11 protein-coding genes are annotated in these 14,395 nt (G+C 65.1%); 7 read left to right on the top strand and 4 right to left on the bottom strand.

What is annotated here, in order from left to right; translation table 11 throughout:
• Window positions 1–47 precede the first annotated feature (47 nt).
• Together purL and ACF8O8_RS01645 are read left to right on the top strand one after the other, a co-directional pair.
• Window positions 48–3,947 (top strand): phosphoribosylformylglycinamidine synthase, encoded by a 3,900-nt coding sequence (gene purL, locus ACF8O8_RS01650; protein ID WP_392509156.1) that lies wholly within the window; start codon window positions 48–50, stop codon window positions 3,945–3,947.
• 3 nt (window positions 3,948–3,950) lie between these two features.
• Entirely contained in the window at window positions 3,951–4,262 is a 312-nt protein-coding gene (locus ACF8O8_RS01645) for a YqfO family protein (protein WP_010952215.1), read from the top strand.
• Window positions 4,263–4,303: 41 nt separating this feature from the next.
• On the opposite strand, the gene tatC is transcribed toward ACF8O8_RS01645, so the two are convergent.
• The 3 genes from tatC to tatA are packed head-to-tail and all read right to left on the bottom strand — an operon-like array spanning window position 4,304 to window position 5,585.
• Entirely contained in the window at window positions 4,304–5,065 is a 762-nt protein-coding gene (gene tatC / locus ACF8O8_RS01640; protein ID WP_003255015.1) for a twin-arginine translocase subunit TatC, read from the bottom strand.
• Entirely contained in the window at window positions 5,062–5,352 is a 291-nt protein-coding gene (gene tatB / locus ACF8O8_RS01635) for a Sec-independent protein translocase protein TatB (protein ID WP_350298245.1), read from the bottom strand. The genes tatC and tatB overlap by 4 nt, the downstream gene beginning before the upstream one ends.
• Window positions 5,352–5,585, bottom strand: coding sequence for a twin-arginine translocase TatA/TatE family subunit (gene tatA / locus ACF8O8_RS01630; RefSeq protein ID WP_350298244.1), 234 nt, complete (start codon window positions 5,583–5,585; stop codon window positions 5,352–5,354). Before tatA ends, tatB begins: the two co-directional genes overlap by 1 nt.
• 145 nt (window positions 5,586–5,730) lie before the next feature.
• On the opposite strand from tatA, the gene gspK reads away from it, so the two are divergent.
• Entirely contained in the window at window positions 5,731–6,696 is a 966-nt protein-coding gene (gene gspK, locus ACF8O8_RS01625; protein ID WP_392509155.1) for a type II secretion system minor pseudopilin GspK, read from the top strand.
• Between the two features lie 129 nt (window positions 6,697–6,825).
• On the opposite strand, the gene ACF8O8_RS01620 is transcribed toward gspK, so the two are convergent.
• Window positions 6,826–8,901 carry a PhoX family protein gene (locus tag ACF8O8_RS01620; protein ID WP_392509154.1) on the bottom strand — a complete coding sequence of 692 codons (2,076 nt, stop codon included), beginning with the start codon at window positions 8,899–8,901 and terminating at the stop codon, window positions 6,826–6,828.
• Window positions 8,902–9,125: 224 nt separating this feature from the next.
• Between ACF8O8_RS01620 and ACF8O8_RS01615 the strand changes: the two genes are divergently transcribed.
• From ACF8O8_RS01615 to ACF8O8_RS01600, 4 genes are read left to right on the top strand one after another with little or no spacing between them, the layout of a single operon-like run.
• Complete coding sequence (locus ACF8O8_RS01615) at window positions 9,126–10,766, top strand: lipoprotein UxpA (protein ID WP_392509153.1); 1,641 nt, start codon at window positions 9,126–9,128, stop codon at window positions 10,764–10,766.
• The gene (locus ACF8O8_RS01610; protein WP_049588493.1) at window positions 10,766–11,188 is read left to right on the top strand and encodes a pilus assembly protein PilZ; all 423 of its coding nucleotides are present in this window, start codon (window positions 10,766–10,768) and stop codon (window positions 11,186–11,188) included. The genes ACF8O8_RS01615 and ACF8O8_RS01610 overlap by 1 nt, the downstream gene beginning before the upstream one ends.
• Before the next feature lie 21 nt (window positions 11,189–11,209).
• Entirely contained in the window at window positions 11,210–12,946 is a 1,737-nt protein-coding gene (gene gspD, locus ACF8O8_RS01605) for a type II secretion system secretin GspD (RefSeq protein WP_049588495.1), read from the top strand.
• Window positions 12,946–14,394 carry a GspE/PulE family protein gene (locus ACF8O8_RS01600; RefSeq protein ID WP_049588498.1) on the top strand — a complete coding sequence of 483 codons (1,449 nt, stop codon included), beginning with the start codon at window positions 12,946–12,948 and terminating at the stop codon, window positions 14,392–14,394. The genes gspD and ACF8O8_RS01600 overlap by 1 nt, the downstream gene beginning before the upstream one ends.
• Window position 14,395 lies beyond the last annotated feature (1 nt).

Raw genomic sequence — 14,395 nt, 5'->3', positions numbered from 1 at the left:
AGAATGCACGGCCTCTAAGCACACCCCTTCCTGAGGCTGTCCCGACGATGTTGATCCTGCGCGGCGCTCCTGCCCTTTCTGCCTTTCGCCACGGTAAATTACTTGAGCAACTGAGCCAGAAAGTCCCCGCTGTTACTGGTTTGTATGCCGAATTTGCCCACTTCGCCGATGTCGACGGCGAGCTGACCGCCGACCAGCAGCAGGTGCTGGGCCGTCTGCTCAAGTACGGCCCGAGCGTGCCGGTACAGGAGCCGACGGGTCGTCTGTTCCTGGTGGTACCGCGCCTGGGCACCATTTCGCCATGGGCCAGCAAGGCCAGCGACATCGCCCACAACTGCGGCCTGCAGTCGATCCAGCGCCTGGAGCGCGGCATCGCCTACTACGTGGCCGGCACCCTGAGCGACGCTGACACCGCCGTGATCGCCGCCGAACTGCACGACCGCATGACCCAGCGTGTGCTCGGCCAGCTGGAGCAGGCCGCTGACCTGTTCAGCCACGCCCAGCCCAAGCCAATGACCTCGGTCGACATCCTGGCCGGCGGTCGCGACGCCCTGGCCAAGGCCAACATCGACCTGGGCCTGGCCCTGGCCGAAGACGAGATCGACTACCTGGTCAATGCCTTCCAGGGCCTCAAGCGCAACCCGAACGACATCGAACTGATGATGTTCGCCCAGGCCAACTCCGAGCACTGCCGCCACAAGATCTTCAACGCCAGTTGGGATATCGACGGCCAGGCCCAGGAAAAAAGCCTGTTCGGCATGATCAAGAACACCTACCAGATGCACAACGAAGGTGTGCTGTCGGCGTACAAGGACAACGCCTCGGTGATCGTCGGCAACGTTGCCGGCCGCTTCTTCCCGAACCCTGAAACCCGCCAGTACGGCGCGGTGCAGGAGCCGGTGCACATCCTGATGAAGGTGGAAACGCACAACCACCCGACCGCCATCGCCCCGTTCTCCGGCGCCTCCACCGGCTCCGGTGGCGAAATCCGCGACGAAGGTGCTACCGGCCGGGGCGCCAAGCCCAAGGCCGGCCTGACCGGCTTCACCGTGTCCAACCTGCGCATTCCGGGCTTCGAACAGCCTTGGGAGCAGGCCTATGGCAAGCCCGAGCGTATCGTCGACGCCCTCGACATCATGATCGAAGGCCCTCTTGGCGGCGCTGCGTTCAACAACGAATTCGGCCGCCCGGCCCTGACCGGTTACTTCCGTACCTTCGAGCAAGCCATCAACACCCCGCACGGTGAAGAAGTGCGCGGCTACCACAAGCCGATCATGCTCGCCGGCGGTATGGGCAACATCCGTGAAGACCACGTGCAGAAGGGCGAAATCACTGTCGGCGCCAAGCTGATCGTGCTCGGTGGCCCGGCCATGCTGATCGGCCTGGGCGGCGGCGCTGCTTCGTCGGTGGCTACCGGTGCCAGCTCGGCTGACCTGGACTTCGCTTCGGTACAGCGCGAAAACCCGGAAATGGAGCGCCGTTGCCAGGAGGTCATCGACCGTTGCTGGCAGCTGGGCGACGAAAACCCGATCGCCTTCATCCACGACGTGGGCGCTGGCGGTATTTCCAACGCCTTCCCTGAGCTGGTCAACGACGGTGGCCGCGGTGGTCGCTTCGAGCTGCGCAACGTGCCCAACGACGAGCCGGGCATGGCCCCGCACGAAATCTGGAGCAACGAATCGCAAGAGCGTTACGTGCTGGCCGTCAGCGCGGTCGACTTCGAGCGCTTCAAGGCCATCTGCGAGCGCGAACGTTGCCCGTTTGCCGTGGTGGGTGAAGCGACTGAAGAACAGCACCTGACCGTCAGCGACAGCCACTTCGGCAACACCCCGGTAGACATGCCGCTGGACGTGCTGCTGGGCAAGCCGCCGCGCATGCACCGTTCGGTTACCCGCGAAGCCGAGCTGGGCGATGACTTCGACCCGAGCGAGCTGGACCTGGACAGCGCCGTCCAGCGCGTGCTGAACCACCCGGCCGTGGCCAGCAAGAGCTTCCTGATCACCATTGGCGACCGCACCATCACCGGCCTGGTTGCCCGCGACCAGATGGTCGGCCCGTGGCAGGTTCCGGTGGCCGACTGCGCCGTTACCGCCACCAGCTTCGACGTCTACACCGGTGAAGCCATGGCCATGGGCGAGCGTACGCCGCTGGCGCTGCTGGATGCCCCGGCGTCCGGCCGCATGGCCATCGGCGAAACCCTGACCAACCTGGCGGCTTCGCGCATCGAAAAGCTGTCCGACATCAAACTGTCGGCCAACTGGATGTCCGCTGCTGGTCACCCAGGTGAAGACGCACGCCTGTACGACACCGTCAAGGCTGTCGGCATGGAGCTGTGCCCGGAGCTGGGCATCACCATTCCGGTCGGCAAAGACTCGATGTCGATGAAGACCAAGTGGAGCGACGAGGGCGTCGAGAAGAGCGTCACCTCGCCGATGTCGCTGATCATCACCGGCTTCGCCCCGGTCACCGACATCCGCAAGACCCTGACCCCGCAACTGCGCATGGACAAGGGCGAGACCGACCTGATCCTGATCGACCTGGGCCGCGGCAAAAACCGCATGGGCGCCTCGATCCTGGCCCAGACCTACGGCAAGATCGCGGCCCAGGCACCGGACGTCGACGACGCCGAAGACCTCAAGGCCTTCTTCGCCGTGATCCAGGGCCTGAACGCCGACGGCCACCTGCTGGCCTACCACGACCGTTCCGACGGCGGCCTGGTCACCACCGTGCTGGAAATGGCCTTCGCCGGCCACTGCGGCCTCGACCTGCAACTCGACCCGCTGACCGACAGCAAGGGCGAAGTGCCGGCCATCCTCTTCAACGAAGAGCTGGGTGCGGTGATCCAGGTTCGCCAGGATGCTACCCCGGACGTGCTGGCACAGTTCAGCGCTGCAGGCCTGGGTGAAGAGTGCGTCGCGGTGATCGGCAAGCCGGTCAACAACGCTGAAGTGACCATCAGCCTGAACGGCGAAGTGCTGTTCGACGATGACCGTCGCATGCTGCAGCGCCAGTGGGCTGAAACCAGCTACCAGATCCAGCGCCTGCGCGACAACGCCGACTGCGCTGATCAGGAGTTCGACCTGCTGCTCGAGGAAGACAACCCGGGCCTGTCGGTGAAGCTGGGCTTCGACGTCAACGACGACATCGCCGCGCCTTACATCAAGAAGGGCGTGCGCCCGCAAGTGGCCATCCTGCGCGAGCAGGGCGTCAACGGCCAGGTCGAGATGGCTGCTGCCTTCGACCGCGCCGGCTTCGCCGCCATCGACGTGCACATGAGCGATATTCTCGCTGGCCGTGTCGACTTCGAAGCCTTCAAGGGCCTGGTCGCCTGTGGCGGCTTCTCGTACGGTGACGTGCTGGGCGCTGGCGAAGGCTGGGCCAAGTCGGCGCTGTTCAACGCCCGTGCCCGTGACGCCTTCCAGGCCTTCTTCGAGCGTACCGACAGCTTCGCCCTGGGCGTGTGCAACGGTTGCCAGATGATGTCCAACCTGCACGAGCTGATCCCGGGCACCGAGTACTGGCCGCACTTCGTGCGCAACCGCTCGGAGCAGTTCGAGGCCCGCGTGGCCATGGTCGAAGTGCAGAAGTCCAACTCGATCTTCCTGCAGGGCATGGCCGGTTCGCGCATGCCGATCGCCATCGCCCACGGCGAAGGCCATGCCGAGTTCGCCAGCGAAGAAGCATTGCTGGAAGCCGATGTGTCCGGTTGCGTGGCCCTGCGCTACGTCGACAACCATGGCAAGGTCACCGAAGCCTACCCGGCCAACCCGAACGGCTCGCCGCGTGGTATCACCGGCCTGACCAGCCGCGACGGCCGCGTGACCATCATGATGCCGCACCCGGAGCGTGTGTTCCGCGCTGTGCAGAACTCCTGGCGCCCGGACGAGTGGCAGGAAGATGCCGCGCTGATGCGTATGTTCCGCAACGCACGGGTGTGGGTGAACTAAGGCGTGTACAAGCTCGCCTTCTTCGTCCCCGCCAGCCATGTCGAAGTGGTCAAGGCCGCTGTGTTCGCCGCGGGCGGCGGGCGCATCGGTGACTATGACCACTGCGCCTGGCAAACCCTTGGCCAGGGCCAGTTCCGCCCGTTGGACGGCAGCCAGCCGTTCCTCGGGCAAGCGGGCCAGGTCGAGGCGGTGGAAGAGTGGAAGGTGGAGCTGGTGGTGGCTGACGAGCTGATTGTGCAGGTCGTCGCTGCGCTCAAGCAGAGCCACCCGTACGAGACGCCAGCCTATGAAGTCTGGCGGCTCGCCGAGTTCTAGAACGCATCACGGCTATTCGCGGGCACGCCCGCGAAAGGGCCCTACAATCCAGCCACAATCTCCTTGCCTGGCTCCGGCCGCTTCAACATTCCACAAGCCAGCAACCCCACCTCGAACAGCACCCACATCGGCACTGCCAGCATCGTCTGCGAAAACACATCCGGCGGTGTCAGGATCATCCCCACCACAAAGCACCCGACGACCACGTAGGGCCTGCTGCGCCGCAATGTGGCCACATCGGCCAACCCTGCCCAGACCACGATGAACGTCGCCACCGGGATCTCGAACGCCAGCCCGAACGCCAGAAACAGCGCCAGGATAAAGTCCAGGTACTGGCTGATATCGGTCATCATCGCCACGCCGTCCGGTGTCACGCTGGCAAAGAAACCGAACATCATCGGGAAAACCAGAAAGAACGCGAACGCCATGCCGGCATAGAACAAAACGATGCTCGATACCAGCAGCGGCAGGGCAATGCGCCGTTCACGGCGGTACAGCCCCGGCGCCAGAAAACCCCAGGCCTGATGCAGCAGCAGCGGCATGGCCAGGAACAGGGCGCACATCGCGGTCAGCTTGAACGGTGCCAGAAAGGGCGAGGTGACGCTGGTGGCGATCATGCTCGCGCCTTCCGGCAAAAAGCGCCGTAGCGGCTCGGATATGAGCGTGTACAGCGTCTGGGCAAAGGGGAACAGGCCGGCGAACACCAATGCCACCAGCGCCAGGCAACGCACCAGGCGTTTGCGCAGGTCGCGCAGGTGTTCGGTCAGGGGCATGCTCGCGGCAGGGTCCATGGCGATACTCATGAAGCATTTTCCTTGGGCAGCACGGCCGTAGCCGTATCATTGGCCGGTTCCGCGTTCAGGCTGATGCCCTGGCGGATCTCCTGTTCCAGGCGTTGCAGAGGTGCCTGGTCGAGGTTGGGCATCTCGATTTCGCGCTCCACCTGCGTGCGCAAGGCGTGCATGGCCCGGCGCGCCTGGCCCAGGCCGCGGCCGAGGGTACGGGCTGCCACCGGCAGGCGCTCGGGGCCCAGCACCAACAGCGCGACGACGCCGATCAGCAGCAACTCGCTGAAGCCTACCTCGAACATCAGGCCTGGCGGTCCGCTTTAGATTGCTGGGCAACTTGGCCGTTCAGCGGGCACTGTGGCTGCACGTGCGCCTGGTCAGCGGCGCTGGCGTCATTGTCACCACCCATGGACTTGCGAAAACCCTGGATCGCCTCGCCCACATCGCTACCCAGGCCCTTCAGGCGCTTGGTACCAAACAGCAAGAACACGATCAGCAATACGATCACCAGTTGCCAGATTCCAATGCCACCCATAGCGACCACTCCTGTAAGGTCATGAAAAGGAAGGGCAATCCTGCCTTGCCTAGATGACGTGCACATGACGAACGGGCATTGCCATCTAGCTGAAACACCCCGCGTGTTGACTGGCGTTTTTATTCCGCGAGCGAGGCACGCACGGATGAGTGGAAGGCAACAGCAGGGTGCGGCCCTTTTGATGGTGATGGTGGTGCTGGCAATGCTGGCGGCGGGCATGGCCTGGCTGGTGGAAGATGGCCGGCGTCAGGTCGACGAAGTGCGCCTGCTGCACCAGCGAGTGCAGGTGCGGGCCATGGAGCAGGCCGGCCTGGCCTATGCCGGGCAGGCCCTGCGTGACCCCGCCTGGCGGCTTAGTCCGCTGTTCTGGCAAGCCTTGCGCGGGCAGCCGCTGAACTACGACTTTGGCGCTGGCCAGGCGCAGTTGCGGGTACGCGACCAGCACACCTGCTTCAACGTCAATGCATTGCTCGGCGCCGACGGCGAACGCGCCGAGCGCCAGTTGCGTTACTTACTGGGCAATGACATGGCGGCCGAACGCCTGGTCGATGCCCTGGCCGACTGGCTTGATGCCGACAGTGATGCCCGCCTGCAGGGCGCCGAGAGCGCCCAGTACCTGCGTCAGCAACCGCCACGGCTGGCGGCTGACCAGCCGATGCTCGACACCAGCGAGCTGAACCTGTTGCTGGAGCCGGACGCCAGCCGCCAGGCGCGTTACCCGATGCTGTGCGCCTTGCCCCAGACCACGGGTTGGCGGCTCAACGCCAATGCGCTGGGGTTGGAGCATCTGCCCCTGCTGGAGGCGCTGTATGAAGGGCGTTACTCGCGTTCGTTGCTCAGTCGCATTGTCAGCGGCAGGCCGGCGTCGGGGTATGTGGACGCGGCTGCACTGCGTCAGGCGCTTGGGGCGGTGGATGACGAAACGTTCGAACGGTTGAGCGAAGGGCTGCTGCTCAACAGCGGGCATTTTCTGTTGCAGCTGTCGTTCGAGGAAGAGGGGCGGGTGATGCGCAGCGAATTCCAGGTGGAGGCGCTGGGGGTGGTGCAATGGCATGCCCGTGTACCTGCGCAACAAGTGCGGGTGCGTAGCCGGGAGCCGATAGCCTGGTAACGTTCACCGACCTCTTAGCGGGCAAATCCGCCCCTACGCTGGTTCTGAAACCAGTGAACCCCCCGTAGGAGCGGGCTTGCCCGCGAAGAGGCCGGTACAGCCAGCAAAAGTTGGCTGACCGGCACGGGATCAAACGGTCCCGATCTCCCCACCATCAATACGCTGGATCACCACCGTCGAAGCCCGCGGCCGTACAGTAGCCCCAGCCGGCGTTGCATCGGTTGCCTTGTCGGTATACGGCCAGTTGTCCGGGTGTTGAATGTTGACGAACAGCGTCTTGTTGTCCGGGGTAAAGGTAATCCCGGTCACCTCGCAACCATTTGGCCCGACAAAGAAGCGCCGCAGGTCCACCTGGTTCTGTGCGTTCACCGGCACCTGCTTGCCGCTGGCATCCACCAGGTCAGTAGGGATCACCGCCAGCAGCTGGTCGTTGGTGTAGTCGGTCAACGTGGTTTCGCCGTTGTCGGTCTCGAACCACAGCACGCCGCGGCTATCGAAGCTCATGCCGTCGGGGCTGGCGAACTGGTTCAGTTCGGTCAGGCCGGAGCGGTTGATGTCGGCGGTGCCGGCAGCGTTGGCGCCGAACACGAAGATGTCCCAGGTAAAGCTCAGCTGGTCGTCGCTTTCGTGCCAGCGAATGATGTGGCCGTGGCGGTTCGGGCCGCGTGGGTTCGCTGCATCGACCTTGTCCGGGGTGCGTGCACTGTTGTTGGTCAGGGTCAGGTATACGTCGCCGTTCAGCGGGTTGACCGTGGTCCACTCCGGGCGGTCCATCGGCGTTGCGCCCACGGCATCGCCGGCACCACGGGTGTTGAGGATGATGCCCGGCAGGTCACCATACAGCGCACCCAGGGTGCTGCCGGCGGTGGTGGCGGTGGCCACGTCCAGCAGCAGCCATACACCGGTGCCGTCGGCATTGAAGCGGGCCACGTAGAGCTTGCCTTGGTCGAGGTACTTGGCGCCGGTGGCCAGGCGGTCGGCCGGGGTGGCGTCGGCGGGGTCCCACACGGCGGTGGACACCCACTTGTACAGGTACTCGTTGTTCGAGTCGTCACCCATGTACCACACCAGCGGCTTGCCGGCAACGGGCAGGCCGGGGGCGCAGCCCTCGTGGCGGAAGCGGCCCAGCGCGGTGCGTTTGGTGGCCAGGGTGCTGCTGTTGTACGGGTCGATCTCGACGATGTAGCCGTAGGTGCTGGCTTCGTTGCGATAGTCGTCGGTGGCGCTGGCGCCTTTGACGGTAACGTCGAAGCGGGCGAATTCGTCGTCCACTTCGCTGGCGTCACCGGCAGCGCTTTCCCACTTGTACTGGCCGCTGGAGGTGCCCACGCCAATGCGGCGCTGGTCCTCGGGGCGGGTGCCCTTGTTGACGAAAATGCCCGGCCAGTTCTCTTCGCAGGTCAGGTAGGTGCCCCACGGGGTATAGCCGTTGCCGCAGTTGTTGTTGGTGCCACGGCAGTGGGTGCCAGCAGTGGAGTATTTGGTCTTGACGTGGTCGGTGCCACGCAGCGGGCCGGTGATCTCCATGCGTGAAGCAGTGGTGAAGCGACGGTTCAGCGGGTCGTTGTCGACCACTTGCCAACGGCCGTTGATCTTCTGCAGGCGTACAACGCCAGCACCGTGAGCGTTGATTTCCTTGCGCACTTCTTCAACCGGGCGCTTGCCGTTGACATCGGTAGTGGGGCCGGCCGGGTGCAGGGCGGCAGTGTCGATGTACTCGAAATTGATTGCCAGCAGGCCGTCTTCCGAGCTGCCGTTGATGGGGAAGAAGTGCATGCCATCGTGGTGCATGCCCATGGCGTTGGCCTGGTCGGTCGAGGTGTTGCTGCCGTCGGACTTCCACGGGTTGCCGTTGCTGTTCAGTGGCGTACCCCAGGGCGCCAGCACGTAGGCGCTGTAGCCGGCGGCGACTACACAGGCGTCGGTGCGCGAGCCTGGGATGGACTGGAAGCCCAGTGCCAGTTTCGGCACTTCCGGCTCGGTGACTGGCGGTTCGGTCACCGGTGGCTCGGTGACCGGATCATCGTGATCGGAACCACCACCGTCGAAGCAGCCTGTCAGGCCGGTACCGGCAATCATGGCGATAGCGGCGCCCAGGCTGCCGCGCATCACGCTGCGGCGGCTCAGGTAGGCGTCCATGACGTTGGCCATCGGCAGGTTGCCGCTTTGGTTCCGGTCCAGGTTGTCGCCGGTATCTCGACTCATCAGGTTGTCCTTATGTTGGCTGAGTTGGAAGAAACCGCGACTGTAAGGCGCAAGTGTGATGATTCCTTGGCAGAAATGTTAACGAGCTTTTAAAACTTCCGGTTCTTGGATTGCTCTTCTAAAGATCGAATTGGAATTGCTGTCGGATTTCTGCCATCAAACTGTAATGCCAACGCCGCAACATCCGGGTCCCTGAATGGACGTGGTTAAGGATGGCGGATGCGATGGCGAGCAGTGTGCACAGGCGCGAAGTGATCGGCTGGATGGGTATCGGTGCCTTGGCACCGCTGCTCGGCGCCTGCACAGCCTTCCCAGGGCAGCAGGGCGGCAATGCCCAGCTCGACTTGCTGTACGTGGCCGATACCCTCGATGCCCGCCAACCTGGCCAGGCGGTGGTACCGGCTACCCGGTTGGGGCCGGTCAGCCACTTGGGCCGTGCGCCCTGGATGACCGGCCGCAGCGCCAGTATCGCCTACCCGCAACTGGCGCCGCTGCTCGATGCCCGCCAGGCAACGACAGCCCAGCTGGGCGGTTATGCGGTGCTCGCGGCGTTGCTGGAACAACTGCGTGGCGAGGCCGGTGCGGGCAACAGCCTGACCCTGGAAAACGGCCAGGGCTGGAATGGCAGTGGCCTGGCCTACCTGACCCAGGGCGAAAGTGGCGTGCAAGGCAGCCAGCTGCTGGGCATCGAAGCGCGGGTCAGCAGCGACGAGCGTGTGCTGTGGCCACAACGCAGCACGGGCCTGTATCGCCAGGCCAGCGCCATTACCCTCGGCGCCGGGCTGGCTGACGCACAACGCCAGGCACTGGGTGTGCAAGCCCTGCACGTTTTCGAGCGCGGCGGTGCCCGTATTGCAGTGGTTGGCGTGACCGACCCGTACGCCCAGGACCAGAAAGCCTCACTCAAACAGTGGTACCGGTCTCTGCTGCCGGTATTCGAACAAGCCCGGCACGAGGCTGACCTTGTGGTGGCCATGGCCGATGCAGGCACGGGCCCCGGCCTGTGGCTGGCTGAACGGGTGCCGCAAATCGACGTGCTGTTGTGCGCCCGTGGTCAGGACCTGTGGCCCGCACCGGTCGAGGCCACCCAGGCCAGCGGTCGGCGCGTGCCGGTGCTGTTTGCCGGCTGCCGGGGCAGCGGTGCCTTCCGCCTGCGCTGCCAGCGTGTGGCCGGCCAGTGGCAGTTCGACGGGCGTTTTTTCCCGGCCTTTGAACAGCAACTGGCGCCTGCCGCGCAGCTGCGTGTCGCGCAATTGCAGGCGCAACTGCGCCAGCAACGGGCCGGCCACGCGGCCTGGCTCGACCAGCCGCTGGCCCGCGCGCCCCAGGCCTTGTGGCGCCGCGATACCCGTGGCGGTAGCTGGGACTGCCTGCTGCATCAAGCCTTGGCCGACGATAGCAGCATGCCCGTGTTGCTGCCGGGCTTGCGTTATGACTACCCGCTGGCAGCGGGGGCGGCCATTACCCGCGAACATCTGATCAGCCTTACCGGAGGCTACCCCGCGCCAGTGGTCGAGGCACTGGCCCGGCAGGTTGAGCAAGTGCTGGAAAACGCCGCTGAGCAATTGTTCGGTGACCCGCTGTTGCTGGACAACAGCCAGGACCTGCCGCGCTGGCAGGGCCAGGCCTGGAGCGTCAGCTACAGCCCGCAAGGCAAGCGCATCACGGGGTTGGAGCCGGTGCAGGGCCTGTGCCGCACCTTTGGCCTGCAGTTCGAAAGCCAGGCCGGCGAGCCACTGTGGCAGCGGGTCGAGGCCTGGCTCGCCCGCCAGCCTGAGGATTGGCAACTGGCGCCGCTGCAACTGCCCGAAGTGCGTTACGTGCAGGGGCACCCAGGCTGGCACCCACGGCAATTGGCCTCGTGATGCTCACCTCGCGTCTGCTCACCGGTGCTGGCCTGACCCTGGCCGGCTGGCTTTCTGCGCAGTGTGTGCTGCAGTTGAGCCGGCAGCCACACCCGGCCACGGCGCCTGCGGTGGCCGACAGCCCGCTGCCCGGGCTGATGGTTGGTCACTGGCAGGCGCCGCCCGACGACGGCGCCATCACCATCACTCGTCTGCCGCTGCAATACCTCGGCGGCCTCAAGGCCCAGCCATTGGCCGCCAGTGTGGTGGTGCTGCGCTACGGCGAGCAAGTGCGCACCCTGGCCCGCGGTCAGCGCCTGGCGCCAGGGATCGTGCTGCAGGACATCGACAGCGATGGCCTGATTTTCAACAACCAGGGGCGGCGTGAGCGCCTGCCCTGGCCGCCACGCCCCGCCGTGACCGGCTTCAAGCGGCAAGGATGAACGATGCCTGTTAGATACTGCATGGCGGCTGCGCTGAGCCTGGCCTTGTCCATGGCCTATGCCCAAGAGCCGGTGTTCGATGACAACGGTACGCCGATGTACGAAGTGAATTTCGTCGATACCGAACTCGGCGAGTTCATCGACAGCGTGTCGCGCATCACCGGCACCACCTTCATCGTCGACCCCCGGGTCAAGGGCAAGGTCACCGTGCGCACCGTCGACCTGCACGACGCCGACGCCATCTACGACATCTTCCTGGCCCAACTGCGCGCCCAGGGCTATGCCACCGTCGACCTGCCCAACGGCAGCGTGAAAATCGTGCCCGACCAGGCCGCGCGCCTGGAGCCGGTGCCAGTGGAGGCGGGCGGGCAGCAAGGCGAGGGCAGCGACAGCGTGGCCACCCGCGTATTCAGCGTGCGCAACGCCGCCAGCGAACAGGTACTGGGCATCCTCAAACCGCTGATCGACCCGCGAGTTGGGGTTATTACACCGTACCCGGCGGCGCACCAGTTGGTGGTGACTGACTGGCGCAGCAACCTCGAACGCATCGCCAGCCTGCTGCGCCAGCTCGACCGCCCTCAAGAGGTACCGGGCAGCGGCAGCACCCAGGTGATCTACTTGCGCCATGCCAATGCCGGCGAAGTGGTCAAGGTGCTGCGAGGGCTCAGCCAGGAAGGGGCGGTGCCGGTTGAAGGCGCGGGTGAGGCAGAGGGCAAGGACCGGCCGGTGGTGCCAGCCGCCGGTGGCTCGGGCATCCGCCTGGAATACGAAGAAGGTACCAATGCCGTGGTCATGGTCGGCCCCGACAGCGAGCTGGCGGCGTACCGGGCCATTGTCGAGCAACTGGATATTCGCCGTGCCCAGGTGGTGGTCGAAGCGATCATCGCCGAGGTGTCCGACAGCAGCGCCCAGGAGCTGGGCGTGCAGTGGCTGTTCGCCGACGAGAAGTTCGGCGCCGGTATCGTCAACTTCGGCAGTAACGGGGTGAATATCGCCAGCATCGCCGGCGCCGCCGCCAGTGGCGACAACGAGGCCCTGGGCGATCTGTTGTCCACCACCACCGGTGCCACGGCGGGCATCGGCCATTTCGGCGGTGGCTTCAACTTCGCCATGCTGGTCAACGCGCTGAAGGGCAAGAGCGGCTTCAACCTGCTGTCCACGCCCACCTTGCTGACCCTGGACAACGCCGAAGCGTCGATTTTGGTCGGCCAGGAGGTGCCCTTCGTCACCGGCTCCGTGACGCAGAACAACGCCAACCCGTACCAGACCATCGAGCGCAAGGAAGTCGGGGTGAAGCTGCGCATCAAGCCGCAGATCAATATCGACAACAGCGTGCGCCTGGACATCGTCCAGGAGGTGTCGTCGATTGCCGACACCAGCTCGGCCAGCGACGTGATCACCAACAAGCGCGAGATCAAGACCAAGGTCATGGTCGAGGACAACGGCCTGGTGATACTTGGCGGGCTGATCAGCGACGAGTTGAGTACCAGCGACCAGCGTGTGCCACTGCTCGGCGACATTCCTTATCTTGGCCGGTTGTTCCGCTCCGATGCCACCCGCAATACCAAGCAGAACCTGATGGTGTTCATCCGCCCGCGTATCCTGCGCGACGGGCCGAGCCTGGCGGGCCTCAGTGAAGACAAGTACCGCACCTTGCAGCAGACCACACCGCTGCAGTTGCCGGACCTTGCAGAGGGCACGCGGCTGCTGCAGGTATTCCCCGCCAGCCGCGCACGCCTGGAAGGCGGTGACTGGTGATGCTGCCCTATCGCCAGGCACGGCAGAGCGGAGTGGCCATGGCCCCGGCAGAGCAGGGCTGGCAGCTATGGCTGCGGCCCGACGCCGACAATGCCCAGTTGCAGGAGTTGCTGCGTGTGCATGGCCAGCCAAGCCTGCTCGAATACCTGGAACCTGCGCTGTTCGACGAGCGCCTTGGCCAGCTGTACCAGGCCGGCGATGCCGCCACCGAAGCGTTGATCGAAGGCATCGGCGACCAGGTCGACCTGGATAGCCTGATGAGCGAGATGCCGCGCATCGAAGACCTGCTTGAAAGCGACGACGAAGCCCCGGTGATCCGCCTGATCAACGGCCTGTTCGGCCAGGCGCTGCGGCTGCGCGCCTCGGATATCCATATCGAGACCTTCGAGCAGAGCCTGGTGGTGCGTCTGCGGGTCGATGGCCACCTGCGTGAGGTGCTGCGTCCTCCACGTGCGTTGTCGGCCATGCTGGTATCACGGATCAAGGTCATGGCCCGCCTGGACATTGCGGAAAAGCGTCAGCCCCAGGACGGCCGCATCACCTTGCGCGCGGCGGGGCGCGAAGTGGACGTACGAGTCTCGACCTTGCCCGGCATCCACGGCGAGCGGGTGGTGATGCGCGTGCTCGACAAGCAGGCCAGCCTGCTGGCGCTGGATAACCTGGGCATGCCGGCAGCGGTATTGCAGGGCCTGCGCAGTTGCCTGGCGCGGCCCAACGGCATTGTGCTGTCCACCGGGCCGACCGGTTCGGGCAAGACCACGACCTTGTACGCCAGCCTGAACAGCCTCAACGATGGCAGCCGCAACATCCTCACCGTCGAGGACCCGGTGGAGTACGCCATCGCCGGCATTGGCCAAACCGCCATCAACCCGCGTGCCGGGCTGACGTTTGCCAGTGGCCTGCGCGCCATCCTGCGTCAGGACCCTGACGTGATCATGCTCGGCGAAATCCGCGATCAGGAGACTGCGCAGATCGCCGTGCAGGCCAGCCTCACCGGCCACCTGGTGCTGTCGACCTTGCACACCAACAATGCGGTAGGCGCAGTGACCCGCCTGCGCGACATGGGCATCGAGCCCTTCCTGATCGCCTCGTGCCTGCGCGGCGTCCTGGCCCAGCGCCTGGTGCGGCGTTTGTGCAGCTGTGCCGTGGCGCACCCGCTACAGGCTGCCGAGCGCGAGCTATGGCCTGAGCTTGCGGCGTTGGGCTGCTCTTATCACGCCGTGGGTTGCGAGCAGTGCCAGGGCAGCGGTTATATCGGGCGACTGGGGTTGTACGAATTCATCGAGCTGGACGCTGGGCTCATCGGCCTGTTGTACGACGGCGCCAGTGAGCTGGCCATGCAGGACTATCTGGCTGACCGGCGCCAAAGCCTGGTGGCGATGGCCAGCGATTGCCTGGCTCGCGGTGAGACCAGCCTGGCCGAAGTGCTGCGCGTGGTGCAGGGCTAAG

This window comes from Pseudomonas sp. TYF_14 (genome assembly GCF_043105275.1).
GTDB classification, from domain to species: domain Bacteria; phylum Pseudomonadota; class Gammaproteobacteria; order Pseudomonadales; family Pseudomonadaceae; genus Aquipseudomonas; species Aquipseudomonas alloputida.
This window is presented reverse-complemented; position numbering and strand designations above follow the sequence as displayed.